This window comes from Micromonospora sp. WMMD1274, assembly GCF_049179035.1.
Classification (GTDB): Bacteria; Actinomycetota; Actinomycetes; order Mycobacteriales; family Micromonosporaceae; genus Micromonospora; species Micromonospora tulbaghiae.
In genome coordinates, this window is the sequence record NZ_JBMHMG010000001.1 from 6401214 (window position 1) to 6427538 (window position 26325).

Annotated in this window: 27 protein-coding genes; 17 read left to right on the plus strand and 10 right to left on the minus strand. The window is 75.2% G+C overall.

The window, feature by feature from the left end:
• Window positions 1-14: 14 nt before the first annotated feature.
• Both ACN27D_RS30200 and ACN27D_RS30205 read right to left on the minus strand, forming a co-directional pair.
• A complete protein-coding gene (locus ACN27D_RS30200) occupies window positions 15-803 on the minus strand; it encodes a spermidine synthase (protein WP_421500628.1) in 789 nt (262 codons plus the stop codon).
• A 71-nt stretch (window positions 804-874) separates the two neighbouring features.
• The gene (locus ACN27D_RS30205; protein WP_121685530.1) at window positions 875-1846 is read right to left on the minus strand and encodes a DUF2267 domain-containing protein; all 972 of its coding nucleotides are present in this window, start codon (window positions 1844-1846) and stop codon (window positions 875-877) included.
• Window positions 1847-2028: 182 nt separating this feature from the next.
• Here ACN27D_RS30205 and ACN27D_RS30210 point away from each other — a divergent pair, with 182 nt between their 5' ends.
• Entirely contained in the window at window positions 2029-2343 is a 315-nt protein-coding gene (locus ACN27D_RS30210) for a hypothetical protein (protein ID WP_120570171.1), read from the plus strand.
• Window positions 2344-2438: 95 nt separating this feature from the next.
• Here the strand turns inward: ACN27D_RS30210 and ACN27D_RS30215 are convergent, their stop codons facing one another.
• Window positions 2439-2786, minus strand: a complete 348-nt coding sequence (locus ACN27D_RS30215) for an STAS domain-containing protein (protein WP_233586119.1) — start codon at window positions 2784-2786, stop codon at window positions 2439-2441.
• 43 nt (window positions 2787-2829) lie between these two features.
• The gene (locus ACN27D_RS30220) at window positions 2830-3174 is read right to left on the minus strand and encodes an STAS domain-containing protein (RefSeq protein WP_358176195.1); all 345 of its coding nucleotides are present in this window, start codon (window positions 3172-3174) and stop codon (window positions 2830-2832) included.
• Between the two features lie 254 nt (window positions 3175-3428).
• Here ACN27D_RS30220 and ACN27D_RS30225 point away from each other — a divergent pair, with 254 nt between their 5' ends.
• The 5 genes from ACN27D_RS30225 to ACN27D_RS30245 all read left to right on the plus strand — a co-directional run bounded on the left by ACN27D_RS30225 (window position 3429) and on the right by ACN27D_RS30245 (window position 7777).
• Window positions 3429-5189, plus strand: coding sequence for a PP2C family protein-serine/threonine phosphatase (locus ACN27D_RS30225; RefSeq protein WP_421500629.1), 1761 nt, complete (start codon window positions 3429-3431; stop codon window positions 5187-5189).
• Entirely contained in the window at window positions 5186-6232 is a 1047-nt protein-coding gene (locus tag ACN27D_RS30230) for a cobalamin B12-binding domain-containing protein (protein ID WP_121685526.1), read from the plus strand. Before ACN27D_RS30225 ends, ACN27D_RS30230 begins: the two co-directional genes overlap by 4 nt.
• A 75-nt stretch (window positions 6233-6307) precedes the next feature.
• The gene (locus ACN27D_RS30235; protein WP_357895709.1) at window positions 6308-6655 is read left to right on the plus strand and encodes an STAS domain-containing protein; all 348 of its coding nucleotides are present in this window, start codon (window positions 6308-6310) and stop codon (window positions 6653-6655) included.
• Window positions 6656-6726: 71 nt separating this feature from the next.
• Entirely contained in the window at window positions 6727-7173 is a 447-nt protein-coding gene (locus ACN27D_RS30240) for a response regulator (protein WP_120570165.1), read from the plus strand.
• Between the two features lie 118 nt (window positions 7174-7291).
• Window positions 7292-7777: an ATPase gene (locus tag ACN27D_RS30245; RefSeq protein WP_252448995.1), complete on the plus strand. Its 486-nt coding sequence runs from the start codon at window positions 7292-7294 to the stop codon at window positions 7775-7777.
• A 10-nt stretch (window positions 7778-7787) separates the two neighbouring features.
• On the opposite strand, the gene ACN27D_RS30250 is transcribed toward ACN27D_RS30245, so the two are convergent.
• Complete coding sequence (locus ACN27D_RS30250; RefSeq protein ID WP_421500630.1) at window positions 7788-8621, minus strand: hypothetical protein; 834 nt, start codon at window positions 8619-8621, stop codon at window positions 7788-7790.
• A gap of 363 nt (window positions 8622-8984) precedes the next feature.
• On the opposite strand from ACN27D_RS30250, the gene ACN27D_RS30255 reads away from it, so the two are divergent.
• Window positions 8985-9923 carry an endonuclease/exonuclease/phosphatase family protein gene (locus ACN27D_RS30255; RefSeq protein WP_421500631.1) on the plus strand — a complete coding sequence of 313 codons (939 nt, stop codon included), beginning with the start codon at window positions 8985-8987 and terminating at the stop codon, window positions 9921-9923.
• Between the two features lie 4 nt (window positions 9924-9927).
• Here the strand turns inward: ACN27D_RS30255 and ACN27D_RS30260 are convergent, their stop codons facing one another.
• Both ACN27D_RS30260 and ACN27D_RS30265 read right to left on the minus strand, forming a co-directional pair.
• On the minus strand, window positions 9928-10356 hold the full coding sequence (locus ACN27D_RS30260) for an OsmC family protein (RefSeq protein WP_013285994.1): 429 nt from the start codon (window positions 10354-10356) through the stop codon (window positions 9928-9930).
• 80 nt (window positions 10357-10436) lie between these two features.
• Window positions 10437-11384 (minus strand): serine/threonine-protein kinase, encoded by a 948-nt coding sequence (locus ACN27D_RS30265; protein ID WP_252448998.1) that lies wholly within the window; start codon window positions 11382-11384, stop codon window positions 10437-10439.
• A 130-nt stretch (window positions 11385-11514) separates the two neighbouring features.
• On the opposite strand from ACN27D_RS30265, the gene ACN27D_RS30270 reads away from it, so the two are divergent.
• Entirely contained in the window at window positions 11515-11739 is a 225-nt protein-coding gene (locus ACN27D_RS30270) for a hypothetical protein (RefSeq protein ID WP_120570161.1), read from the plus strand.
• A 27-nt stretch (window positions 11740-11766) separates the two neighbouring features.
• On the opposite strand, the gene ACN27D_RS30275 is transcribed toward ACN27D_RS30270, so the two are convergent.
• Together ACN27D_RS30275 and ACN27D_RS30280 are read right to left on the minus strand one after the other, a co-directional pair.
• On the minus strand, window positions 11767-12564 hold the full coding sequence (locus ACN27D_RS30275; protein ID WP_120570160.1) for an alpha/beta fold hydrolase: 798 nt from the start codon (window positions 12562-12564) through the stop codon (window positions 11767-11769).
• Window positions 12561-13454 carry an SDR family oxidoreductase gene (locus ACN27D_RS30280; protein WP_358176171.1) on the minus strand — a complete coding sequence of 298 codons (894 nt, stop codon included), beginning with the start codon at window positions 13452-13454 and terminating at the stop codon, window positions 12561-12563. Before ACN27D_RS30280 ends, ACN27D_RS30275 begins: the two co-directional genes overlap by 4 nt.
• A 136-nt stretch (window positions 13455-13590) precedes the next feature.
• Here ACN27D_RS30280 and ACN27D_RS30285 point away from each other — a divergent pair, with 136 nt between their 5' ends.
• The 5 genes from ACN27D_RS30285 to ACN27D_RS30305 all read left to right on the plus strand — a co-directional run bounded on the left by ACN27D_RS30285 (window position 13591) and on the right by ACN27D_RS30305 (window position 20486).
• On the plus strand, window positions 13591-14337 hold the full coding sequence (locus ACN27D_RS30285; RefSeq protein ID WP_420900729.1) for a response regulator transcription factor: 747 nt from the start codon (window positions 13591-13593) through the stop codon (window positions 14335-14337).
• Window positions 14315-15847, plus strand: coding sequence for a HAMP domain-containing sensor histidine kinase (locus ACN27D_RS30290; RefSeq protein ID WP_421500632.1), 1533 nt, complete (start codon window positions 14315-14317; stop codon window positions 15845-15847). Before ACN27D_RS30285 ends, ACN27D_RS30290 begins: the two co-directional genes overlap by 23 nt.
• Window positions 15848-15892: 45 nt before the next feature.
• Window positions 15893-18418, plus strand: coding sequence for an ArnT family glycosyltransferase (locus ACN27D_RS30295; RefSeq protein WP_421500633.1), 2526 nt, complete (start codon window positions 15893-15895; stop codon window positions 18416-18418).
• 3 nt (window positions 18419-18421) lie between these two features.
• Window positions 18422-19645, plus strand: a complete 1224-nt coding sequence (locus ACN27D_RS30300; RefSeq protein WP_120570156.1) for a dolichyl-phosphate beta-glucosyltransferase — start codon at window positions 18422-18424, stop codon at window positions 19643-19645.
• A 115-nt stretch (window positions 19646-19760) separates the two neighbouring features.
• A complete protein-coding gene (locus ACN27D_RS30305) occupies window positions 19761-20486 on the plus strand; it encodes a helix-turn-helix domain-containing protein (RefSeq protein ID WP_421500634.1) in 726 nt (241 codons plus the stop codon).
• A gap of 34 nt (window positions 20487-20520) precedes the next feature.
• Here the strand turns inward: ACN27D_RS30305 and ACN27D_RS30310 are convergent, their stop codons facing one another.
• The gene (locus ACN27D_RS30310; RefSeq protein ID WP_120573811.1) at window positions 20521-20922 is read right to left on the minus strand and encodes a VOC family protein; all 402 of its coding nucleotides are present in this window, start codon (window positions 20920-20922) and stop codon (window positions 20521-20523) included.
• 182 nt (window positions 20923-21104) lie between these two features.
• Here ACN27D_RS30310 and ACN27D_RS30315 point away from each other — a divergent pair, with 182 nt between their 5' ends.
• The 4 genes from ACN27D_RS30315 (at window position 21105) to ACN27D_RS30330 (ending at window position 26173) form a co-directional block, all read left to right on the plus strand.
• Window positions 21105-21263, plus strand: a complete 159-nt coding sequence (locus ACN27D_RS30315; protein WP_018787270.1) for a hypothetical protein — start codon at window positions 21105-21107, stop codon at window positions 21261-21263.
• Complete coding sequence (locus tag ACN27D_RS30320; protein WP_421500635.1) at window positions 21260-22675, plus strand: methyltransferase domain-containing protein; 1416 nt, start codon at window positions 21260-21262, stop codon at window positions 22673-22675. The genes ACN27D_RS30315 and ACN27D_RS30320 overlap by 4 nt, the downstream gene beginning before the upstream one ends.
• Window positions 22668-24713, plus strand: coding sequence for a sulfatase-like hydrolase/transferase (locus tag ACN27D_RS30325; RefSeq protein WP_421500636.1), 2046 nt, complete (start codon window positions 22668-22670; stop codon window positions 24711-24713). The genes ACN27D_RS30320 and ACN27D_RS30325 overlap by 8 nt, the downstream gene beginning before the upstream one ends.
• Window positions 24714-24889: 176 nt before the next feature.
• Window positions 24890-26173, plus strand: coding sequence for a citrate synthase (locus tag ACN27D_RS30330; RefSeq protein WP_120570152.1), 1284 nt, complete (start codon window positions 24890-24892; stop codon window positions 26171-26173).
• The last annotated feature ends 152 nt before the right edge of the window (window positions 26174-26325 follow it).

A 26325-nucleotide genomic window follows, 5' to 3' on the forward strand; every position in this document is an offset into this window, starting at 1 on the left:
CGGTGCGGAAACGCTCAGCCCAGGTCGGCGTCGGTGACCGGGAGGGCGCCGGCGGCGAACGCGTCGAGCGTCGCGGCGTGCAGCACGATCCCGGGCACCGGGTCGGCGGCGACGCGGGTGGCGAGCCGAACCACCGGCAGCCGCCCGGCGGCGGGCGAGGCGGCCAGCACCACGTTGCCGTACCGGCGCCCGCGCAGCATCCGCCGGTCGGCGACCAGGCACACGTCGGCGAAGACCGCGCGCAGCGTGGCCACCTGCGCCCGGGTGTGCGCCAGCGGCGGCAGGTCGGTCAGGTTGATCAGATAGAGGCCGTCCGGGCGCAGCACCCGGGCGGCCTGGGCCGCGAACTCGAGCGCCGCCACGTGCGGCGGCATCCGGGCCGCCCGGTACACGTCGGCCACCACCACGTCGTACGCCCCGGACGGCTCGCCGGCCAGCGCCTCCCGGGCGTCGCCGAGCACCACCGCCACCTCCGGCGGCAGCGGTGGCAGCTTCCGCCGGACCAGCTCGACCACGGCCGGATCGCGCTCGACCACCCGCTGCGCCGAGCCGGGCCGGGTGCGCGCGAGCCAGCGGGGCAGCGTGAGCGCGCCGCCGCCGAGGTGCAGCGCGGTCAGCGGCGCGCCGCGTGGGGCGGCCACGTCGATCGCGGCGGCGATCCGCCGCACGTACTCGAAGTGCAGGTACCGGGCGTCGGCCACGTCCACGTACGACTGCTCGACCCCGTCGGCCAGCAGCGTGCGCCCGGACGGGCGGGCCGGGTCCACCACGATCTCCAGGGTCTCGGCGTCGTCGTGATCCACGGCGGGACACGGTACCGCGCGGCCACGGGTGGCCCCGGCCCGCGGGGGACCGGAGCCGTCCCGCCGCCGGCTCAGCCGGCCGCCATCCCGGCGCCGGCCTCGTCGACTGCCGCGTCCACCCGGTGCGCGAGGTCGACGTCCGCCGCCGTCACGCCGTCGACCTGCTGGGTCCGGACCGTCAGCACGGCGTTGTCCGGGTCCGGCCGCCCGATCTGCGGCGACCGTCCGACGTCGGACTTGAGCCGGTCCAGCCGGTCGAGCACCCGGTCCAGGTTGCCGCCGGGCAGCTCGATCGTCCGCACGAGCGACCGCCGGTCACTGGACCAGTAGGGCAGCGTCGCCAGCGCGTCGCGCAGCTCCGCCTCGGTCAGCGGCGCGGTGGCCGAGGACGCGCCCACCAGGCCGCCGCCGAAGTCGGTCGGCCCGAGCAGGTCACGCAACTCGTCGGGTACGCGCAGCGACTCGACCAGATCCGCGTCGGCCGCGGCGAGCGCGGCGAGCGTCGCCTCGGCCTGGTAGCGCGCCTGCTCCGGGGTGAGGCGGCTGTACCGGCCGACCTCGGCCAGGAAGCCGGGCAGGTCGCGGCGGCGTTCCAGGCCGTACACCGGCACCACGTCGTGCAGGGTCAGCGGCACCGCCTCCAGCAGCCGCTCCCGTTCCGCCTCGTCCAGCGCCCGGGCCAAGGCCAGCACGGTGCCCTCCGCCGCGACCTTGGCCGTGGTGAAGTCCACCCCGGCGCGCCGGCTCACGTCGTCGACGAGATCCCGGTAGGCCATCGAGACCCCGGGTGACGGCGTCGGGTCCGGCAGCGGGCGCTGCTGCTCCGCGACGGCGACCGGCGGCGGCGCGGGACCACCCCGGGTGGTGTCCGGCTTGTGCCGTCCGGCCGGCGGCGGGCCGGACCGGTCGTGCTGGTCCAGCGAGGTGACCTGCTTGGACGCGCTCAGGCTGGCGCCGGTCTGGCTCGGCCGCAGCCCTCGCTCGCGGGCCTCGCGGGCCAGGGTCCGGCGGCGCTGGTTGTCGCCCTCCATCTGCTTGCGCATCGTCGCACCTCGTTCCTGGTCGGTTGCGCTTGCGCCGACCGCGTTCCCGGCGCTGCCGGGAAGGTAACGGCGGACGGCCCGGCGGACGCTTCATTCGCTGCGGGTGAGGAGCGCTCACCCCGGCGGGCGGCAGGCTCGGACGGACCGGACAACTTCCGACGCACGCGGAAGGGCAGGTCGACATGAAACGGATCGTGGAGATCGTCCCCGCCCGTCCCGGCTGGTACGCCCGTTGGCGGATCGGCCCGGACGACACCCGCTCCTACCCGGTGACCCTCTGGGCCCTGCTGGAGCACCACGACGGCAGCGGACGCGAGGTGGTCGGCGTCGACTGTGTCGGGCAGTGGCCCGGGGCGGACGACGACGACATGAGCGGGGACTTCGTCCGTTATCTGTTCCAGACGCCCGATTCCGGCGCGCCGGAGGACGTCGAGTCTCCGCTCGCGGGACAGTCGCGCGACGAGGCGCCGCACCGGCAGGCCGCGCCCGCCGCCTGAGCCATCCTCCTCGGCCCCCGGCCCCTGGTCCCAGGGTCGGGGGCCACCCCTGTCCGCCGGACGCTCAGCCCGTGTGGCGGGCACCGCGGGGTCGGTCAGCCCACCTCGCGGGTCTCGCCGGTCAGGTCGCGCGGCGGGGCGGCCAGCAGTTCGGCCAGGCCGGTGCGGTCCAGCAGGTGCTTGATCTGCGGGTTCAGGTTCAGCAGGCGGATCGCCCCGGTGCCGGCCCGGTGGATCACCACGAGCGCGCTCAGGCCGGAGGAGTCGCAGAGGTCCACCCCGGCGAAGTCGAGTTCCAGCTCCTGGTGGCCGTCGCGGCGCAGGTCGGCGACGGCGTCGACGAGTTCCGGCGCGGTGTCGAAGTCCAGCTCCCCGGCCAGCCGCATGCGGGCGGAACCGGCGCCGAGCCGGTCCACCTCGATGGTCAACATCTGGGAGGGCACGCGTCCATGTTCCCAGCCGGGCGCGTCCGGGAAACCCCCGGGGTCACGCGGAAGCGGTCGAATCCGGCACCGGGTGGCCGGCGGCGTCGTCGACCGGCGAGCGGTCGAGCAGGCCGGTGACGCCGGTCAGGTCGAGGATCGTCTCCAGGAAGCGCGGAACCGCGCGCAGCTCGATGACGGTGCCGGCCTGCTGGCCCTCACGCCAGGCGTGCACGATCACGGACAGGCCGGTGCTGTCCATGAACTCCAGGCCGCCGAAGTCGAACACCAGCGTTGCCGGGCATCCGGCGAGCAGCTTGTCGATCTCAGCGCGCAGCGGGGCGGCCGTGGCGTACGCCAGGTCGCCGCCGACGACGACCACCGGGACGGCCGGGTCGGATCGATCCACGGAGATGCTCAGCGGGCTCGCCTCGGGCCTTCTCCGTTGAGGAACCACGTCACGCCTTTCCGCGGGGCTGCCGGCCGGGACCGGGTTGACAGGATCGTAACAACAGCGGCAGCACCTCGCTGGACGCGCGAGCGGGCCGGCAGCGCCGTGAGGTGGCGCTCCCGGCACACCGGCGTAGGGTGGGCGGTGAGACGTGACCACAGGCGCCGGGTCCGGCGCCCCCGGGTGTCGACGAGGAGAGTGGGGCTCAGCTGGTGACTGCTGCCGACGTCAGGGGTGCCGACCCGGGCGACGGACGGATCTCCACGCCGAGTGCCGCACGGGCCCGGGCATGGTCCGCCGCCGCGCCGGCGCCGTCCGCCCTGCCGCCGCTGGCAGCCGACCGCGACCGCACCGTCCCGAACTGGTCCGAGGTGGTCGAGCACTTCCGCGAGGGCCTGGTCGTCTGCGACGGCGACGGTGTCGTCCGGCACGTGAGCCCGGTCGCGGAGCGGCTGATCCCGGAGGCGACGCCCGGGGAGCTGCTGGCCGCCGCCGGGCCGGCCCCGCTGCGCGGCGACGGCCCGGCCGAGTTCACCCACCACGGGCGGCGGCTGCGGGTACGCCCGGTCGCGTTGTCCCACCGCCGGCGCTGCTGGTACGTCGACGACGTCACCGAGAGCGTCAGCCGGGCCGACGCGCTGCTGGCCGAGCGGGCCCGTTCGGCGTTCCTCGCCGTGGTCGGCGAGAAGCTCGGCAACCCGTTGCACCCGGACCGGGCCGCCGCCGCGGTGGTGCGTCTGGCGGTGCCCACGGCGGCCGACGTGGCGGTCCTGGTGCTCGCCCCGCGCTCCGGGCGCGCCCGCTGGTGGCGGGCGGTACGCGCGGACGACCGCTCGCCGGTCGTGGACGGCGGGGTGCTGCCCGCCCCGGCGCTCCCGGCGGCCATCGAGGCCGGCCTGTCCGGCGCCGAGCCGCACGAGCTGGACTGGCTGGTCGAGCAGGCCGCCGAGGCGGGCTGGCTGCCCGGACTGGACGCCTCCGGCGCCACCGCGCGGGTGGTGCCGCTGCCCGGCCGGGAGGCACCGGCGGGGGCGCTGCTGGTGGTCCGGCGGGCCGACCGCTGGTACGACGAGGCCGACGTGGACCTGGTCCGCGCGTTCGCGGCCCGGGCCGGCGCGGCGCTGACCACCGCCATGCTCTACCGCGACCAGGCAGAGGTCGCCGACACGTTGCAGGCGAGCCTGCTGCCGGTCGAGCCGGCCCCCGCGGCGGGGGTGCAGTGGGGCACCGCGTACCGGCCGGCGCAGGCCGGGCTGCGCATCGGCGGCGACTTCTACGGCTCGCACCGGCTCGCCGACGGCGGCTCGGTGTTCTTCCTCGGTGACGTGTCGGGCAAGGGCGTGGAGGCGGCCGTGTTCACCGGCCAGCTGCGTCAGTGCCTGCAGGCGCTGCACCGGGTCGAGACCCAGCCGGGGCGGCTGCTGAAGCTGCTCAACGACGCGCTGCTGGAGACCACGCAGGCGCACGGGCAGGGCCGGTTCGCCACCATGGTGCTCGGCGTGGCGCGACCGGACCGCGACGGCGGCCTGACGCTGACCCTGGCCGGCGGTGGGCACCTGCCGCCGCTGGTGCTGCGGGAGTCCGGCGAGGTCGAGGTGGTGCCGCTGCGCGGCATGCTGATCGGCGTGGTGCCCGATCCCCGCATCGGCGAGGTGACGGTGCAGCTGGCGCCGGGGGAGACCTGCCTGTTCTACAGCGACGGGGTGACCGAGGCGCGCGGCGGGCGGCGCGGCGACGAGCAGTTCGGCGCCGAGCGGCTGCTCAACGCGGTGACCGGCTGCCACCGGATGCCCGCGCCCGCGCTCGCCGAGCGGGTCGAGCAGGTGACCTGCGACTGGCTCGCGCACGGCGACCACGACGACATCGCGGTGCTCGCGTTGCGGGCCACCGGCCCGGCCGGGCGGGCGCCGCGGCACCTGCACGCCGTGCCGGACCTGGCCGGGACCGAACGAACGAGGGAGTTGCCCGCGTGACCGTGCCGACCGTCGGGGCCGACCCGGGCCACGCCTTCGCCAGCTATCTGGAGTGTCTGGCCGACGCCGACGAGTCCGCCGCCGTGGCGGTGGCGCGCGGGCTGCTGGAGGCGGGCGTGCCGGCCGAGCGGGTGCTGCTGGACCTGGTCGCCCCGGCCCAGGCCGAGGTGGGCGAACGCTGGGCCCGCAACGAGTGGAGCGTCGCCCAGGAGCACGCCGCCACCCACATCAGCGAGCGGGTGGTGGCCGCGGTGGCCGCGTACGCCGATCCTCGCCCGACCCGCGGGCGGATCGTGATGGCCTGCATGGACGGCGAGTGGCACGCGCTGCCGGCCCGGCTGGTGGCCGAGGTGCTTCGGCTGCGCGGCTGGCAGGTCGTCTTTCTCGGCGCCAGCGTCCCGGCCGCGCACCTGGTGTCCTACCTGCACCGCTACGACGCGGAGGCGGTGGCGCTCGCGTGCGCCCTGCCGATGCGCCTGCCGCACGCCCACCGGATGGTGGAGGCGTGCCGCCGCTCCGACGTGCCGGTGGTGGTCGGCGGCCGGGGCTTCGGCGACGACGGCCGCTGGGCCCGCGTGCTCGGTGTGCCGTGGGCGCCCGACGCGCCGGCCGCGGCGGACCTGGTGGCCGACGAGCGGGCGCTGCGCGAGGCGCCGCCCGCGCGGCTGGACCACCTGGCCGACGACGAGTACGCCAGCCTGGTCAAGCGGCGCGGCGAACTGATCGACAGCGCCCTGGCCGACCTGCGGGAGCGGGTGCCGTCGACGGCTGACTACACCCCCGCGCAGCTCGACTCCACGATCAGCGACCTCGGCTACATCGTGGACTTCCTGGCCGCCGCGCTCTACGTGGACGACGCGACGCTGTTCACCGCCTTCGTCGAGTGGCTGGTGGAGATCCTGGTCAGCCGCGGGGTGCCGGCGGGCGCGGTGGGGCTGACTCTGGAGCACTATGGACAGCAGCTGCGCGACTTCCCGCGCGCGGCCGCCTTCCTCGACCGGGGCCGCGCACTGGTGGGCGGGCTGTCGGCGGCGGGCCGCTGACGGGCGCCGGGGCGGCCGTCCCATATACTTGCACCACTGCAAGGGTTTTCCGTGGTGGGAGCGAGGGGGGCCACTGTGACGTTCACCGTCACGTACGCCCAGCGGGACGGGCGCGGCGTCTGCCTCCGGCTGGCCGGCGAGCTCGACCTCGCCACGGCCGGAGCGTTGAACTCGGCGATCGACCGGCTGGTCGCCGAGGGGCACCGCGAGCTGCTGCTCGATCTCACCGAACTGACGTTCTGCGACTCCACCGGCATCGCGGCCTTCGTCCGGGGCGACAATCTCGTCGCCGCCGACGGCGGCTGGCTGCGGCTCACCGGGGCGACCGGCCGGGTGGACCGGGTGCTCCAGGTGACCGGGCTGGCCGACGTGCTCCACCACGGCCGCGACACCGCCGACCCGACCGCGCCGGCCGCCTCCTGATCCGGTACATTTCCCCGCCAGCAGCCGGCCGTGCGGCCGGACGCCCTCCTCACCACGAAGCAGGTAAACCGATGGGTCAGACCAGTCCCAGCCCCGTTCGCATCCTGGTGGTGGACGACGACCCGGGCGACGTCCTGATGATCGAGGAGGCGCTCGCCGACTCGGACGTCGACAAGGTCATCGACGTGGTCGCCGACGGCCAGGAGGCGATGGAGTTCCTCCGCCGCGAGGGCCGGCACACCGAGGCGCAGCGCCCGGACGTGATCCTGCTCGATCTGAACATGCCCCGGATGGACGGGCGGCAGGTGCTCGGCGAGGTCAAGGGTGACGAGAGCCTGCGGACCATCCCGATCGTCGTGCTGACCACCTCCAACGCCGACACCGACGTGGTCAGCAGCTACACCTTGCAGGCCAACGCGTACGTGACGAAGCCGATCGACCTGGACGACTTCAACGACGTGGTGCGCCGGATCGACGAGTTCTTCGGACGGGTGGTCGTGCTCCCGAAGCACCAGTAGGGGCGGGAAGTCCGGGCCACCGCATCCTGAACATTTTGTGGGAACGGCCGCGCCCGGGAGCGCCCGGACCGCAGGATCGGCAGGTGGGGACGCACACCGGCTGCCTGGGGGGCGACGCATGAGGTTCTCGGTGGTGGAGACCGGCTACGACAGACGTCAGGTCGACGCCTGCCTGGACGAGCTGAGCCTGCGGCTGGGGCGGCTGGCGGCGCGTGCGGAGGGCGCCGCTGGGGCCGGCCGGGAGTGGGACCAGATCCGGTCGGACGCCCTGCACCTGTGCGACTTCCTGCATCGCCGTACCGCCCCGGTCGAGGGGGGCCCGTCCCGCCCGTCGGCCGCCGAACGGGAGGCCGCGGAGCTGCTGGCGCAGGCCCGCGCCGAGCTGGAGGCCGCGCGCGAGGAGGCCCGCAGGTTGCGGGAGGAGGCGTACGCCGAGGCGGTGCGGGCGCGCCGCGAGTTCGAGGCGGCCCTGCTGGCGCGCCGGCGCCGGGAGTCGCGGGTCGACGAGATCCTGGCCGGGGCACGGGGCGAGCGGGTCGCGGTGGACACGCCCACCGCCGCGGCGAGCGTGCGGCCCGGTGGTGCCGGGCGCAGCGCCGCCTGATCCGTGCCGGTCAGACCAGCGCCGCCACCACGGTTGTGGCGCGCTTCTCGTGCCGGGCGTACGCGTCGGGGTAGGCGGACACCTGCACCGCCTGGGCGGCGGCGGTGACGCTCATGTCCTCCCAGCCCGGCACCTCGCGCAGCGCGGCGTAGAAGGCGCGGGCCGCGTACGCCGGCCGCATGAGCTGGGCGACAGTGCCCCAGCCGCTGCTGGGGCGCTGCTGGAACAGCCCGACCGAGTCGTGGTCGGAGCCGCTGCCCTGGTGCGGGTGGTCGAAGGACTCCGGCAGCACGTCGCTGGCCAGGTTGTAGAGGTTGCTCTCCTGCATGGCGGTGGCCACTGCGACGACGAGGGCCCGGCGGGGCATCTTCATCTCCCGGCCCACGTCGACGATGGCCTTGGCGTTGTCCATCTGCCGCTGGTCCAGGCCGGCGACCGGCCGGGGGCGCTTGGGTGGTACGGGCTTGCGCGGCGGCTTCTTCGTCGCCGGGGTGGCGCTGGGTGTGGGAGCCGGCGGCGGCAGGGCCGCGGCGGCCGGTGGCGCGACCCGGGTGAAGTCGCGGGAGGCGCGCTGGTCGGCGGCGGCCCGGTCGGCGACCGCCTCGCGTACCTCCAGGTGCGCCGGGCCGGTCTCGCCGACGGCGGCCACGCCGATCAGGCCGAGGCAGCAGGTGACGCCGGTGGCCACCGCGATCCGGCCGGGTACGGACCGGGCCGGTCCGCGACGTGGCGGTTCCGGGGCGCGGTGACGTCCCACTCTCCGTTCGGCTGATGCCGGGTCAATCGTTCGGCGAACCGGGCGGTTGGCGGGCAGCGGCTGATGATCGGGGTGGTCGGGATGCACCCGCCGAGGCTAGAAAGCTTCCGGCCCTTTGCCATCGGGGTGATTGGTGGCATGCGCCACAATCTGCCGGATTCGCGGGCCGCATTAGGGGTGGCTGATCATCAAAACCGCTAACCTCGCGTAACCGGAACAATGCCTATGTCGGTTTCGACGGTGCGAAACGGACGTCCGGGAGAGCCGGCTGCGGCGGACGCCCGGCTCCTCCGTTCGGCCGAGGGTGCCCTGGTCGGGCGGCCCTCGCGCGGCGGCGGGTCCGCCGACGGCCGGGATCGACCGATCGCGATCCGGCGGCTCCGGTGCCGGGGCTGTGGATCATGGTGAGGTCGCCGCGCGACGACCGGGGCGCTCGATACGATTCCGACGGTGACGGAGCGGATGGTCGACGAGCGCCCGCCCGGCCCCCGCAGCCGGCGCGGCACGATCCTCGTCGTCTGCGCCGTGCTGCTCGCACTGCTGCTGGCCGGGCACCGGGCGGTGCCGAACGTCAACGGCCTGGGCAGCCTGGTGGACAGCGTCACCCCGCTGCTCGGGATCGCCGTACCGCTGCTCGCGCTCGCGGCGCTGCTGCGCCGCTCCCGGCCGGCGTTGCTGGCGGTGCTGCTGCCGGCCCTGGTCTGGGCCTGGCTCTACGGCCGCGCGTGGCTGCCCCCGGCCGCCGGCGCGGACGGCGCAGCCGTTCGCGTGGTCAGCCAGAACCTGCGCGTGGGCAACCCCGACCCGGCTGCCACCGTCGGCGCGCTCACCGGCGACGCCCCGGACCTGATCGGGCTCCAGGAGGTCGCCGACGGCGACCGGGTGGCGCCCGTGCTGGCCGAGCGCTACCCGCACCGGGCGGTGGTGTCGACTGTCGCGCTGTGGAGCCGGTGGCCGATCCGCGAGGCGCACGGCGTCGACACCGGGCTGGGCTGGGACCGCGCGCTGCGGGCCGTGGTCGCCGCGCCCCGGGGCGACCTGACCGTGTACGTGGTCCACCTCGGCTCCGCGCGGGCCGGGCACACCGCCACCCGGGACCAGACCGTCGCCGCGCTCGCCGACGCCGTGCGCGCCGATCCGGCCGACCGGCTGGTGGTTCTCGGCGACCTGAACACCGCCACCACCGACCGGGTCTTCGACCCGCTGACCCGGCTGCTCGGCGACGCCCAGGCCGAGGCCGGGCAGGGATTCGGGTTCACCTGGCCGGCGGAGCTGCCGGTCACCCGCCCCGACCACGTCCTCTACCGGGGACTGACGCCGACCACCGCCGGGGTGCTGCGCACCCCGGACAGTGACCACCGGGCGGTGACCGCCGGCTTCCGCTGGTGAACGCTCAGTGCCGGCCGTTCTCCGCCGGGGTCACCGTGAGCCGGTGCCGGCTCGGGTCGCCGCTGGAGAACGGCCAGAGCCGGTCGGCGTACGCGACCAGATCGGCCAACTGGTCCCGGGTCAGTCCCGCCGAGGAGATCTCGGCGTGCACGTCGGCCCGGTAGCGGCCGTCGTCGTCGCGGCCCAGCTTCGCCTCGGCGGTCACCTGCACGGTGTGCGCCTCGTCGGTGATCTCCCCGGCGGCCTCCACCGCCGCGTGGTGCAGGCAGGAGGCGAACGCCGCGGCCAGGAGCTGCTCCGGCGTCAGGCCGGTGCAGTGCGGCGCCAGCGGGGACGCCAGGGCGGAGGAGAGCCCGCCGTCGTCGGTGCGTACGTGACCGCCCGCCGCGGTCGCCGTGGCCGTCTCGGCCAGCCAGGAACTCGGATCCGGCATCGCGTTCCTCCCGTCACTCACCGGACCGCGTTCCCGGACCCCGAGCGGCGAAACCGCGCCCGGGCAGGCAGTAGGAGCGCTCAGCCGACCCGGCCGCTCGGCGCGGCGTCCACCGCCATCGCCTCGGTGGCCTCGGCGGCGGCCCGGCTGGTCCACGGCGACACCTGCGGCGCGCGCTGCCGGGGCAGCACCGCGGTCATCGGCACGTAGACCCGGGCGTCCACGGCCTCGGCCAGCAGCAACGCGGCCATCGGGCTGGTCGGCCGGGCGGACGGGTCGGCGTCGAGGCAGCTGCGGCACAGCTCGGCCACCTCGCCCGGCAGGCCGGGAACCTCGGGCAGCGGGCGGGGCGGCCGGCGGCGGCGCGACCCGAGCAACTGGGTGGTGCTGCCCGCCTCGTACGGCAGCTCGCCGGTGAGGCAGTAGTACAGGAGCACGCCGAGGGCGTACATGTCGGCGGCCGGGGTGGCGGGCTGCCGGTCGAGCTGTTCCGGCGCCAGGTACGCCGGGGTGCCCACCACGACGCCGTCCGGAGTGCGGTCCGGTGCGCCGGCCGGGGTGGCGATGCCGAAGTCGAGCACCTTCACCCCGCACGGGGTGAGGATCACGTTCGCGGGCTTCACGTCCCGGTGCACGATGCCGTGCGCGTGCGCGGCGGCGAGCGCGGCGCACACCTCGGCGCAGACCCGCACCGCGATCCGCCAGTCCAGCGGCCCGCTGCGCAGGTGCGCGGCGAGCGTCTCGCCCTCGGCCAGCTCCATCACGATGTACGGCACCGGCCGCCCGTCCGGCAGCGTCGCGGTGCCGAAGTCGTGCACGCTCGCCACGTTCGGGTGCACCAGCCGAGCCGCCGAACGCGCCTCGTCCCGGATGCGTTCGACCGAGCCGGCGTCGCCGTCCAGCGCGGGCGAGATGAGCTTCACCGCGACGGTCCGGTCCAGCACGCGGTCGTGCGCGCGCCACACCTCCGACATGCCACCCAGGCCGGCCCGCTGTTCGAGCTCGTACCGCCCGCCCAGCGTCCTCATCGCCCACTCCTCGCCTCGTCCGGTGCCCTCCGGTCCCGCTACCCGGCCCCGGAGCTGTGCAAACCGCCGAGGGTACGCACCCCGGCGGGGTAGCTTCGCGGCGAGGGTGTCGACGGACGGAGGACAAGCGGTGGCGGTGGTGCGCGTACGGTTCGTCGGCGGGCCGGCCGACGAGCTGACCCGGGAGCTGCCCGCCGGGCCGGACGGCGTGCCACCACCCCGGTGGGTGCTGCGTCATCCGGAGGAGCCGGCCGAGGGGGTGGCCGACCACCTCTACGAGCGCGACGACCACGCGTCACCCGGTGGCTGGACGATGCGGTACGTGCACACGTTCCCGTTCGGTGCGACCGAGTGAGACTCCGCAGCGGCCGCAGGCGAGGCGTCAGGCCGGCCGGACGCCGGTGGTGCCGAGGATGACCGAGGCGACCAGCTCGGGGTCGTCGTGCATCGGCACGTGCCCGCAGCCGGGCAGGTCCAGGTGCCGGGCGCCGGGCAGCCGGGTACGCGCCAGCGCCGCCTGGCGGTACGGCAGGATCCGGTCCCGCGTACCCCACGCGACTGTCACCGGCACCGTCGGTGCGCCCGCGTAGGCGTACCCCCGCCCGGCGCGGGCGACGGCGCGGAACGCCCGGGCCTGGCGCAGCGCGCGGGCGTCGGCGAGCGCGTCGTCGAGGGCCATCCGGTTGGGCCGGGCCAGGATCATGCCCATCGCCAGCATCCGCAGCGCGGGCGCGGCGAACAGGCGGCGCAGCACCGGTTCGGGCAGCCGGGCCGCGTTGCGGTGCAGGGAGAGCACGGTCAGCGCCCAGCGCAGCTCGCGCGCGGTGCAGAACCCGGCCGGCGACAGCGCGGTGGCCGAGGAGACGGCGCCGAGCGCGGCCAGTTCCAGCGCGATCGCGCCGCCGAGGCTGTTGCCCGCGACATGCGGGCGGTCCAGACCGAACGCGCCGAACAGCTCGACCATGGCCGCGGCCAGCCCGGGCATGTCGGCGGGCAGCCCGGCGGCGGGCACCGGGGAGCGGCCGAAGCCCGGCAGGTCGACGGCGATCACGTCGTGCTCCTCGGCGAGGCGGTCCATCACCGGCCGCCAGGCGGCCCAGTGGTGACCGATGCCGTGCAGCAGCACCAGCGTGGGCCCGGTGCCCCGCCGCTCGTAGACGACCTCCACCGGCGCGCTCACGGCCGCCCCTGCGGCGTGCTGGCGCCGAAGCCCCGGCCCAGCGCCCGGGACTGCTCCTCGATCAGCGGCACGGTGGCCCGGGCGGTGCGGCCCACCAGCCGGTCGGCCAGCGGGCTGACCAGCGCCGACCGCACCGCCTGGACGCCGGCCACGGCGCGTGGCACGTACACCCGGCGGCTGCGGCGCTCGATCGCCCGGACGAACGCCTCGGCGCACTCGGTCACCGTGGTGGTGCGCCGCAGCGGCCAGGGCAGCTTCGCCAGCGCGGTGGAGAAGGCCGGCAGGTCGGCGCGCGCCTCGCGGACCAGATCCGTGTCCACCCACGACGGATGGGCGGTGCCCACCGCCACGCCCCGGTGGGCCAGCTCCAGCCGGACCGCGTTGCCGAACTGCTCGACGCCGGCCTTGGAGGCGCAGTAGGCGGCCATGCCGGGCAGCGCGGCGAACGCCGCGGCCGAGGAGACGATCAGCAGGTAGCCACCCCGGTCGACGAGCGCGGGCACGGTCGCCGCCGCGGTGCGCATCACCCCGATCAGGTTGACCTCGACGGTACGCACCAGCGCCTCGACGTCGCCGACGGCGATCGTGCCGCGGTTGGCCACCCCGGCGTTCGCCACCACCGCGTCGATCCCGCCCAGCGTCGCCAGTGTCCCGTCCACCGCCGACGCGAGGGCGTTCTGGTCGGTGACGTCGGCGGCGAACCAGGCGTGCCCCGGGCCCAGCTCGGCGGCGAGCGTGGCGAGCCGGTCGGGTTCCAGCCCGACGAGGGACAACCGGGCGCCGCGGGCCGCGGCGAGGCGGGCGGTGTGCTCGCCGATGCCCCGGGCCGCGCCGGTCACCAGCACCACCTTGCCGGCCAACCGGCCGGAAACACGACCATCGATGGACATGCCGGGAAGTTACCACCGGGTAGCCCCGGTGCGGAAGACCCGGCCGCACCTGCCCGGATCGCCGCCGAACGGCGCGCACAGCTGGTACACAGGATCGGGACAGCCCGGCGACAGCGGGTCCGCCCACGATGGGGGCATGGTCATGAACGCGCAGTCCGCGCAGGGCCGCATCGAGCTGCGCCGACCGGACGGCGAACCGGTACGGGTGCTCGTGGTCGACGACGAGCCGACGCTCACCGACCTGCTCTCCATGGCCCTGCGGTACGAGGGCTGGCAGGTCGCGACCGCCGGCAACGGGATGGCGGCGATCAGCACCGCCCGCCAGTTCCGCCCGGACGCCGTGGTGCTCGACGTGATGCTGCCCGACCTGGACGGTTTCCAGGTGCTGCGCCGCCTGCGCGAGGAGTCGCCGAGCGTGCCGGTGCTGTTCCTGACCGCCCGCGACGCGGTGGAGGAGCGCGTCGCCGGGCTCACCGTCGGCGGCGACGACTACGTCACCAAGCCGTTCAGCCTGGAGGAGGTGATCGCCCGGCTGCGCGCGCTGCTGCGCCGTTCCGGGTTCGCGGTCGCCGCCCGCCAGGAGGCGGTGCTCACCGTCGGCGACCTCACCCTCGACGAGGACAGCCACGAGGTGCGCCGCGGCGACGACCTGATCACGCTCACCGCCACCGAGTTCGAGCTGCTGCGCTACCTCATGCGCAACCCGCGCCGGGTGCTCAGCAAGGCGCAGATCCTCGACCGGGTGTGGAACTACGACTTCGGCGGCCAGGCCAACGTGGTCGAGCTGTACATCTCGTACCTGCGCAAGAAGATCGACGCGGGCCGGGCACCCATGATCCACACCTTGCGCGGGGCGGGTTATGTCCTCAAACCCGCCGAGTGACGGGGGCGGCCGGCTGCGCCGCCGCCTGGCCGGCTGGTCGCTGCGCCGCCGGCTGGTGGTCTCCGTGGTGGCGCTGCTCGCGCTGGTCAGCCTCGGCATCGGCGGCCTGACCACAGTGGCGCTGCGGCACTTCCTGATCGACCAGATCGACAACCAGCTCACCTTCGGCGACCGGCGGCCCGACGACCTCGAACGCTGGGCCCGCCGCGGCATGGACCCACCGCGCCCGGACCAGCGGCCCACCCCGCCGGACACCGACGAGGTGGCGCCGGCTCCTCCGGGCGGGTTCCCGCCGGGCTCGATCGCGGTCCGGGTGCCCGTCACCGGAGAACCCGCCGGCCGGGTCCGGTCCGGCGACGGCGACAGCGAGGCGGTGCCCGGCGCCGACCTGGCCGCGCTGGCCCGCGTACCCGCCGGCGAACGCCCGCGCACCGTCGTCGTCGGTGACCGGGGCGAGTACCGGGCGATCGCGATGCGGTCGCCGCGCGGCGACGGGGACATCCTGGTCCTCGCGATCCCGCTGGCCCAGGTGGATGACACGGTCATGTGGATGCTCGTCGCGCAGGCCGGGGTGATCGGCGCCGGCCTGGTCATCGCCGGTGCCCTCGGCACGCTCGTCGTCCGCGTCACGCTGCGCCCGCTCAACCGCGTCGCCGCCACCGCCGCCCGGGTCACCGAACTGCCGCTGGACCGCGGCGAGGTCGCCCTGTCCGTGCGGGTACCGGCCGCCGACACCGATCCCCGCACCGAGGTCGGGCAGGTCGGCGGCGCGCTCAACCGGATGCTCGGCCACGTCGCCGCCGCGCTCGCCGCCCGGCAGGCCAGCGAGACCCGGGTACGCCAGTTCGTCGCCGACGCCAGCCACGAGCTGCGTACACCCCTCGCCGCCATCCGCGGGTACGCCGAGGTGGCCCGCCGGGGCCGCCAGGAGGTGCCGCCCGACGTGGCGCACGCGCTGCGCCGGGTCGAGTCGGAGAGCACCCGGATGACCAGCCTCGTCGACGACCTGCTGCTGCTGGCCCGGCTGGACTCCGGCCGCCCGCTGGCCGCCGAGCCGGTCGACCTGACCGCCATGGCCGTCAACGCGGTCAGCGACGCGCACGTCGCCGGGCCCGGCCACCGCTGGCAACTCGACCTGCCCGACGAACCGCTCACCGTCACCGGCGACGCCCACCGGCTGCACCAGGTGCTGGCGAACCTGCTCGCGAACGCGCGCGTGCACACCCCGGCCGGCACCACCGTCACCGTCCGGCTCGCGCCCGCGCCCGGCGGCGTCGAGCTGCGCGTCACCGACGACGGGCCGGGCATCCCGGAGCAGTTGCGGCCGGAGGTCTTCGAGCGGTTCGCGCGCGGCGACAGCTCCCGCTCCCGCGCGCAGGGCAGCACCGGCCTGGGCCTGGCCATCGTCGCCGCCGTGGTGGAGGCCCACCACGGGCGGGTCGACGTGGTCAGCCGGCCCGGCCACACCGCGTTCACGGTCTGGCTGCCGGGATCCACAGCCGACGCATAGGCCGCTCACGGGAGCGGGCCAGCGGACCCGCCGAGGCTTGCCGGCATGAACCGAACCGACAGCCTGCCGACCGTGCCCACGGCCGCGCCACCCGGCACCGAGCCGGCCCCCGCGCCCGTACCCCCGCAGACCCGCACCGACCGCGACCCGCGCTGGGCCCGGCCGGCCCTGGTCGGCCTGCTGGTCGTGACCGCGCTGCTCTACCTGTGGGGTCTGGGCGCCTCCGGCTGGGCCAACGCGTTCTACTCGGCCGCCGTGCAGGCCGGGTCGCAGAGCTGGACGGCGTTCTTCTACGGCTCGTCCGACGCGGCCAACTCGATCACCGTGGACAAGACCCCGGCATCGCTGTGGCTGATGGCGCTCTCCGTGCGGATCTTCGGCCTGAACGGCTGGTCGATCCTCGTACCGCAGGCGCTGCTCGGCGTCGCCTCGGTCGGCGTGCTGTACGCGACGGTCCGCCGCTGGTACGGCCCGGCCGCCGGACTGCTCGCCGGCGCGGTGCTCGCGCTCACCCCGGTGGCGACGCTGATGTTCCGGTTCAACAACCCGGACGCGCTGCTGGTGTTCCTGCTCGTCGCCGCCGCGTACGCCACGGTGCGCGCGGTCGAGACGGCCAGCACCCGGTGGATCGCGCTGACCGGCGTGCTCGTCGGCCTCGGCTTCCTCACCAAGATGCTCCAGGCGTTCCTGGTGATCCCGGTCTTCGCCGGGGTCTACCTGCTGGCCGCCCCGACCGGCCTCGGACGGCGGATCCGCCAGCTCCTGCTCGCCGGGCTGGCCGTGGTCGTCTCCGCCGGCTGGTGGGTGGCGATCGTCGAGCTGGTGCCGGCGAGCGCCCGCCCCTACATCGGCGGCTCGCAGAACAACAGCATCCTGGAGTTGACGCTCGGCTACAACGGGCTGGGCCGCATCACCGGCGACGAGGTGGGCAGCGTCGGCGGCGGTGGCGGCCGGCCCGGCGGGGGAGGCGGCGGGCCCGGCGGGGGAGGCGGCGGGCCCGGCGGGGGAGGCGGCGGGCCCGGCGGGGGAGGCGGCGGGCCGTTCTCCGGCCGGACCGGCCTGCTGCGGATGTTCGACACCGAGATCGGCGGGCAGATCTCCTGGCTGCTGCCCGCCGCGCTGATCCTGCTGGTCGCCGGCCTGTGGCTGGCCGGGCGGGCGCCGCGTACCGACCGCACCCGGGCCGGTCTGCTGCTGTGGGGCGGCTGGCTGCTGGTCACCGGCCTGATCTTCAGCTTCATGTCCGGGATCTTCCACGCGTACTACACGGTCGCCCTGGCCCCGGCGGTCGGCGCGCTGGTCGGCATCGGGACCACCCTGTTGTGGCGTGCCCGCTCCGCGCCGATCCGGTGGCGCCGGCCAGCCGCCACGCTGCTCCTGGCCGGCACGCTGGCGGTCACCGCCTGGTGGTCCTGGCACCTGCTCGGCCGCACCCCCGACTGGCACCCCTGGCTGCGCCCCACGGTGCTGGCCCTGGGCCTGACCACAGCCGCCCTCCTGGCCACCGCAGCGTTCCTCGCCCGCCCCCACCGGACGCCCTCCCCACCCTCTCCCGGCTCCCCACCCTCCCCGCCCGCCCCGCCCGCCCCGCCCGCCCCGGTGATCAAGGAGTTTGTGTCCGGAAGTGGCGTTCCGGGTGACGCGAACTCCTTGGTCAACTCCGAGGCGGGGGCGACGTCGGGGCACCGGGCCGGGTTTGCCGGGCGGGTTGCGCGGTGGGTCGTGCCGGTGGTGTCCGTCGCCGGGATCGCGGTGGCGCTGGCCGGGCCGGCCGCGTACGCGATGCAGACCGCAGCCACCCCGCACAGCGGCTCGATCCCGAGCGCCGGGCCGGCCGGAGCGGGCGGCCCCGGCGGCCCGGGCGGCCCGGGCGGGCGGATGCCGGGCGGTGGGAACGGGCAGTTCCCGGGCTTCCCGGGCGGTTCGAACGGCACCGGTTCGGACGGCACCGGTTCGAACGGCACGGGTTCCGACGGCTCCGGCCCGGGCGGCACCGGCCAGGACGGCGGGGCGAACGCCGGTGGGTTCCCCGGATTCCCTGGTGGTGGTTCGGCTCCGGGCGCGCCCGGCGGCACCGGTCAGGACGGCGGCACCGGCCAGGACGGCGGCACCCTGCCGGGCGGCGCGCCGGGTCAGGGCGGCTTCCCCGGCCAGGACGGCGGGACCAGGCAGGAAGGGCGGGGACAGCGCGGCGGGGGCATGGGCGGGCTGCTCGACGCCCGCGAGCCGAGCGCCGAGATGACCGCGCTGCTCACCGCCGACGCCGACGACTACACCTGGGTCGCCGCCACTGTCGGTTCGAACAACGCCTCCGGCTACCAGCTGGCGACCGGTCGCCCGGTCATGCCGATCGGCGGCTTCAACGGCAGCGACCCGTCGCCGACGCTCGCGCAGTTCCAGCGGTACGTCGCCGACGGGCGGATCCACTACTTCCTCGGCGGCGGCGGGTTCCGGGCCAACGGCGGCAGCAACGCCTCGGCCGAGATCGCCGCCTGGGTCGCCGAGAACTTCACCGCCACCACCGTCGACGGCGTGACCGTGTACGACCTGAGCAGCGGAAAGCAGGGCTGAGCCATGACCGGCACGTACGCTCCCCGGGCCGCCGTGCAGGCCCGGCCCGCCGCCGGCAGCGCGGTGCTCGACGTGGTGGTTCCGGTGTACAACGAGGAGGCCGATCTGGGCCCCTGCGTCCGGCGGCTGCACGCGCACCTGACCGCGCACTTCCCGTACCCGTTCCGGATCACGGTGGCCGACAACGCCAGCGTGGACGGCACGCCGGCGGTGGCGCGGGCGCTCGCCGACGAGCTGCCCGGGGTGGGGGTGCTGCGCCTGGACGAGAAGGGACGCGGGCGGGCGCTGCGCGCCGCGTGGTCGGCCTCGCCGGCGCCGGTGCTCGCGTACATGGACGTGGACCTGTCCACCGACCTGGCCGCGCTGCTGCCGCTGGTCGCGCCACTCATCTCCGGGCACTCCGACCTGGCCATCGGCACCCGGCTGGCGCGGACCAGCCGGGTGGTCCGGGGCGCCAAGCGGGAGGTCATCTCGCGGGGCTACAACCTGCTGCTGCGCGGCGCGCTCGCGGCGCGTTTCTCCGACGCCCAGTGCGGGTTCAAGGCGATCCGCGCCGACGTGGCCGCCGAGTTGCTGCCGCTGGTACGCGACACCGGCTGGTTCTTCGACACGGAGCTGCTGGTCCTGGCGCAGCGGGCCGGGCTGCGCATCCACGAGGTGCCGGTGGACTGGGTGGACGACCCGGACAGCCGCGTCGACATCGTCGCCACCGCGCTGGCCGACCTGCGCGGCATCGGCCGGCTGGGCCGGGCGCTGGTGACCGGGGCGCTGCCGCTGGCGCGGTTGCGCGCCCAGCTCGGGCGCGGACCGCTGCCGGCGCCCCCGGCGCAGGTGCCGGCCGGGTTGCCCCGGCAGCTCGCCCGGTTCGCCGCGGTGGGCGTGGCGAGCACGCTCGCGTACCTGCTGTTGTTCCTGCTGGCCCGCGGCCCGCTCGGTGCGCAACCGGCGAACCTGCTGGCGCTGCTGCTCACCGCGGTGGCCAACACGGCGGCCAACCGGCGGCTCACGTTCGGGGTGACCGGACGCCGGCACGCCGGCCGCCACCACCTCCAGGGGCTGCTGGCGTTCGCGCTCGGCCTGGCCCTGACCAGCGGCTCCCTGGCCGTGCTGCACGCCACGACGCCCCCGAGTCGGGGACGGGAGCTGACCGTCCTGGTGGCCGCCAACCTGGCCGCGACAGCCCTGCGCTTCCTCCTGCTCCGCCTGGCCATGCACCACCGCCCCTGACCCCCGCCCCCGGCCCCCCAGGAACATCCCGTCGATCATGAGGTTGGCGGCGCGACACGCCGGGCGCCGGTGCCGTCAACTTCATGATCGACGGGGTGGTGGCAGGGTTGGGGGTGTGTACCGGGAGTGGAGAGCGGCGGGGGTTCCGGGCGGGGTGCTGTGGAGCAGCGTCTCCGGTGGGGGCGAGACGCGCGTGCTGCCGGACGGGTGCCTGGACCTGCTCTGGTCCAGCCGGTCCGGGCTGCTCGTCGCCGGCCCGGACCGCACCGCGCACCTGTCGCGGTCCGCGCCGGGGGACCGGTGGATCGGGCTGCGCCTGCCGCCGGGGACCGGCCCGGCCGTGTTCGGGGTGCCGGCCGAGGAACTGCGGGACCGCCGCGTACCGCTGGCCGACCTGTGGGGCCGCGCCGCCGCCGAGGTGACCGAGCGGGTCGAGACAGCGCTGGCCGCGCCGGGCGACGAAGCTGCCGGGGTGCTCACCCGGGTCGCCAGCGACCGGCTGCGCGCGGCCGGCGGCCCCGACCCGGTCGGCGCGCGGGTCGCCGCCCGTCTGGCCGCCGGGGCCACCGTCGCCGCGACCGCCGCCGAGGTCGGCCTCGGCCCGCGCGCCCTGCACCGCCGCAGCCGGGCCCTCTTCGGGTACGGCCCGAAGACGCTGGCCCGCATCCTGCGGATGCGCCGCGCGCTGGACCTGGCCCGCGCCGGCGCGCCGCTCGCCGAGGTGGCGGTGCGCAGCGGGTACGCCGACCAGGCCCACCTGACCCGCGAGGTACGCGAGATGGCCGGGGTGCCGCCGACCCGGCTGCTCGCCCCGGCCCGGAGCCGCCCGCAGGCGAGCTGACCGGCCCGGAAGCGGCCCGCGAGCCGGCTCGCGTCTACTCGGCCGTGGGCAGCGGGGCGAACAGGTCCACGCCGTTGCCGTCCGGATCGTGCAGGACCGCGTACCGCTGGCCCCAGAACGCGTCCCACGGCGGCAGCTCACCGTGGTGCCCGGCGCCGGTCAGCTCGGCGTACCAGCGGTCCACCTCGGCCGGGTCGGCGCAGCGGAAGGCCAGGCTCATCCGGTTGTTGCCGCCGGACGGGTCGAAGTCGGGGTAGAAGCTGCGGATCGTCTCGACCGTGTCCCAGGCCAGCCGTACGCCGTTCGGCAGGGTGACCTCGACGTGCCCTTCGGTCTCGGCGCCGGCCGGGATCGGCAGCCCCAGCCGCCGGTAGAAGTCGAGCGTGCGGGCCATGTCGGTGACCACGGTCCCGACCAGATCGAACTGCGGTGTCATGCCGGCCACGGTAGGCGCGCCCGGCCCGGCCCGTCTTGAACGGATCGGACGGGGGACGAGTGGCCGGTGTGGCCGCGCGGCCGGTCGCCCAGACGTTACGGTGGGGGACAAGTCCGGCTCCGAGCAACAAAGCTCGCATTCCGGGCATGCTCCGATGACCGGCGAGGGAAGGAAAAGCAGCCGTGACGCATCTGGCCTACCTGGACGCGGGATCCGGCAGTCTCATCGTGCAGGCGGTGGTCGGCGGGGTGGCCGGGGTGGCAGTGGCCGCCAAGCTCTACTGGCGCCGCCTGGTGTCCCGGTTCCGGCGTCAGCCCACCGACCAGGGCCCGGCGGCGTGACGATTCCCGACACCGGCGTCCGCGTCGAACCCGGCTCCTTCCGCGACCCCGGCAACCGGGTGTTCCACCGCGGCGACGAGGTGCTGCGCGGGCTCGACGAGCGCTCGGCCCGCGACTGGCGGGCGCTGGCGGTCACCGACTTCTTCCGGCAGGCCACCACCAGCGGGCAGATCGTCGGCACCGAGGAACTAACCCCGACCCCGGTCGACGCGCCCTGGACCGCGGTGCTGCGGCACGAGCGGATCCCGTTCGTCTCGCACCCCTACGAGTGGTCGTACGCGATGCTGCGCGACGCCGCGCTGCTGCACCTGGACGTGCTGCGGGCCGCCCTGGAAGCCGGCTTCACCACCAAGGACGGCTCGGCCTACAACGTGCAGTGGCGCGGCGCCCGGCCCGTCTTCATCGACGTCGGCTCGTTCGAGGCGCTGCGCGACGGCGAACCCTGGGCCGGCTACCGGCAGTTCTGCCAGACGCTGCTCTACCCGCTGCTGATCCAGGCCCACCTCGGGCTGGACTTCCAGCCGTTCCTGCGCGCCCGCGTCGACGGCGTCGAGCCGGACCAGATGCGGCGGCTGTTCGGCGGTGCCCGGCGCTGGCGAGCCGGCGTGCCCACCCACGTGCACCTGCACGGCGCGATGCAGGCCCGCAACTCCGCCGCGAGCACCACCGACGTCCGCGCCCAGTTGCGCGCCGCCGGGTTCTCCCGGGAACTGGCGCTGGCCACGGTACGCGGGCTGACGAAACTGGTCCGCCGGATCGACCACCGGCCCGGCGACAGCCACTGGTCGGACTACCAGCGCACCTGCGCGTACTCGGTGCCGGACCGGCAGGCCAAGGAGGAGTTCGTCGACCGGGCGGTGGCCGCCGTCGGCGGAGGATCGGCGCTGGACCTGGGCGCCAACGACGGCCGGTACGCCCGCATCGCCGCCCGGCACGCCGCGCACGTCGTCGCCGTCGAGCAGGACCCGGCAGTGGTCGACACGCTCTACCGCGCGCTGCGCGACGAGGGCGAGACACGGATCCTGCCGCTGGTGATGGACCTGGCCGACCCGTCGCCGGGCGGCGGCTGGCGCGGCGTCGAGCGGGCCGCGTTCGCCGACCGGGCCCGCGCGGACACCGTCCTGGCCCTGGCCGTGGTGCACCACCTGGCGATCGGGCGCAACGTGCCGCTGCCCGAGGTGCTCGACCAGCTGACCGCGCTCACCGCCACCGGCGGCAGCCTGGTGGTGGAGTTCGTCCACCCGGACGACCCGATGGCCCGCCGGCTGCTGGCGAACAAGCCGGACGGCCTGTTCCCGGACTACCGGCGGGACGCCTTCGAGGCGCTGCTGGCCCGCCGGGGGCGGGTGGTCGCCCGGACCGAGTTGCCGTCCGGCACCCGCACGCTCTACCAGGTGGTGGTGGGTGGCTGAGGACACCCTCGCACCACCCCGGGAACGCGCGGCCGGACCGGACCGCCGGGAGCGCCGGCCCTGGTGGCGGGCCGAGGCCGCCCGGCTGGCCGAGGTCGCCGCGCTGATCGGGCTGGTGGTCACCCAGCCGCTGCTCGACGTGCTCGGCCGCAGCCCCGACTTCTTCCTGTTCCACCGCGCCTCCCGGGCCGACGTGCTGCTGCTGGTCGCCCTGATCGCGCTCGCGCCGACGATGGTGTTCGCGCTGCTCGGCGTGCTCGCGCTGCCCGCCGGACGCCTCACCCGGTCCGTCGCGCACACCGCGCTCGTGGGACTGCTGCTCGCCGCGCTGGCGGTCCAGGTCGGCCGGCACGTCACGCCCCTTCGAGGCGTACCCCTGCTTGTCGTCGCCGGTGCGGCCGGAGCCGCGGGCGCGGCCGCGCACCGGCGGTGGCGGGCGCCGCGGCGGGTGCTGCGGGTGGCCGCCGCCGGGCCACTGGTGTTCGTCGGGTTGTTCCTGTTCGCCTCGCCCGCGTCGGCGGTGGTGCTGCCGCGCGGTGAGGGCGGCGCGGCCGGTGTGGCCGGCGCGGGTGCGCACCCGCCGGTGGTCATGATCGTGCTGGACGAGTTGCCGCTGGTGTCCCTGCTCGGTCCGGACGGCCGGATCGACGCCGAGCGCTACCCGAACTTCGCGGCGCTGGCCGGCGGGTCGACCTGGTACCGCAACGCCACCGGCGTCAGCGGCTGGACGCCCTACGCGCTGCCCGCGATGCTCACCGGGCGCTACCCGGAGCGGGGGGCGGCGCCGCACTACTCGCAGTACCCGGACAACCTGTTCACCGCGCTCGGCGGCCTCTACCGGATCAAGGCCGAGGAGAGCATCACCCGGCTCTGCCCGCCGAGCCGCTGCGAGCAGGCCACCACGCCGGAACAGGGGCTCGGGGTGCTGGTGCGGGAGAGCGGCAAGCTGATGGGCCGGATCGCCGCGCCGGTGGACAGCCGGGTCGACCCGGAGGACTCCTACCGCGAGCGGACCGCGGCCGAGGCCGGACTGGACGCCGCCGAGCCGGTGCCGGACGACCCGAAGTTCCGCTGGGACACCCTCGACGACAACCAGCCGGCCCGGTTCACCTCGTTCCTGGCCGGGCTGCGCCCCGACACCCGGCCCACGCTGCACTTCCTGCACCTGCTGATGCCGCACTCGCCGTGGGCGTACCTGCCGTCCGGGGCGCACTACGCGGCGCCGGAGGACCTGCCCAACGACGGCGCCGGCTGGGTCGACCTGGCCCGCGCCCGGCACCTGGCCCAGCTCGGCTACACCGACCGGCTGATCGGCGAGACGCTGCGGACGCTGCGCGCCACCGGCCTCTACGACAAGGCGCTGGTGGTGGTCACCGCCGACCACGGGGTGAGCTTCCGCCGGGACTGGCAGGGCCGGGGGATGGACGCCATCGACCACGCCGCGAACGAGGTGGCCTGGGTGCCGATGTTCGTCAAGGAGCCCGGCCAGCGCGCCGGACGGGTGGACGACCGCAACTGGGAGCACGTCGACCTGCTGCCCACGATCGCCGACGAGACGCACATGCGGGTGCCCTGGCGGATGGACGGCCGGTCGGCGAAGGCGGCGCCGCGCGAGCGGGCCGACAAGCGCTTCTACGACCGCCCCGGCCAGCCGGTCACCGTCACCGGCGGCGTGCCCGCCCCGCTCCCGCCGCTCCCGGTCGACCCGCTCGTCGGCACCCGGGTCGGGGACGTGCCGGCAGGCGGGTCCGCGACGGTGGCGAACCGGGACGCGTTCGACGCGGTCGACCCGGCCGGCGGCGGGCTGCCCGCGCTGGTCTGGGGCACCGTGCCGGACGACGTGCCCGACGGCACCCGGCTCGCCGTGGCGGTGAACGGCACGGTCGGCGCGGTGGTACCCGTGGTGCCGCCGGACGCCGGTGGACGGCGCTTCGCGGCGCTGCTCGCCGACGACCGGCTGTTCGCCGCCGGAGCCAACCGGCTCGACCTCTACCGGGTCGGTGACGACGGGACGCTGCGGCGGCTCACGCTGTCGTGACGGACCTCCCGAACGTGCCCATGGCCGCGCTCCCATCCGGTTTCCGGACCGCCTGGCCGGGAAACAGGTGACGCACACCTCACCCTCAAACCATGACGAGCGGTGTTCTCCGCGCCGTGATTACGGTAGAAGCGAAGGCAATTCAACGAAGATCTTGCCGGCGAAGCGAGGAACAGATGACGGAAGTCAAGCTCGACCACCCCGGTGGGCAGCTGTCGATGCCGGTGCAGTCCGCGGTTGAGGGCCCCGCCGGGATCGGGGTGAGCAAGCTGCTCAAGGAAACCGGGATGACCACGTACGACCCCGGTTTCGTGAACACCGCGTCCTGCTCGTCCGCCATCACCTACATCGACGGTGATGCCGGCATCCTGCGGTACCGCGGCTACCCGATCGACCAGCTGGCCGAGAAGTCCTCCTTCCTGGAGGTCTCCTACCTGCTGATCTACGGCGAGCTGCCGTCCCAGACGCAGCTCACCGAGTTCAGCGAGCGGATCCGGCGGCACTCCCTGCTGCACGAGGAGATGCGCCGCTTCTTCGACGGGTTCCCCCGCGACGCGCACCCGATGGCCGTGCTCTCCTCGGCCGTCAGCGCCATCTCGACCTTCTACCAGGACAGCCTGGACCCGTTCGACTCCGAGCACGTGGAGATGTCCACGGTGCGGCTGATGGCGAAGGTCCCCACCATCGCCTCGTACGCGTACAAGAAGTCGATCGGGCAGCCGCTGCTGTACCCGGACAACTCGCTGGGCTACGTCGAGAACTTCCTGCGGATGACCTTCGGCGTGCCGGCCGAGCCGTACGAGGTCGACCCGGTGGTGGCCCGGGTGCTGGACATGCTGTTCATCCTGCACGCCGACCACGAGCAGAACTGCTCCACCTCGACCGTGCGGCTGGTCGGCTCCAGCAATGCCAACCTGTTCGCCTCGGTCTCGGCCGGCGTGAACGCGCTGTTCGGCCCGCTGCACGGCGGCGCCAACCAGGCCGTCCTGGAGATGCTCCAGAAGATCCAGGCCGACGGCGGCGACGTCCGCTCCTTCGTGCAGAAGGTGAAGGACAAGCAGGACGGCGTGAAGCTGATGGGCTTCGGGCACCGGGTCTACAAGAACTACGACCCGCGCGCCGCCATCGTGAAGAAGGCCGCCCAGGACGTGCTCGGCCGGATGGCCAAGCCGGACCCGCTGCTGGACCTCGCGGTGCAGCTGGAGGAGATCGCGCTCGCCGACGACTTCTTCGTTTCCCGGCGGCTCTACCCGAACGTGGACTTCTACACCGGCCTGATCTACAAGGCCATGGGCTTCCCGACCAAGATGTTCACGGTGCTCTTCGCGCTCGGCCGGCTGCCCGGCTGGATCGCGCAGTGGCGCGAGATGATCAACGACCCGGAGACCAAGATCGGTCGCCCGCGGCAGATCTACACCGGCGCCGCCGAGCGGGACTACGTCCCCGCAGAGCAGCGCTGACGCAACCCCGGCGAAAGGCCGCCGCCTCCATCCGGAGGCCGGCGGCCTTTCCCGTACGCGCCCCCGCCCCACCCCGCCCCCACTCCCGTTGATCTTGCACTCGGTGCCCCGGCATTGCGGGCATTGCGGCCCTCCTGGGGGCACCAAGTGCA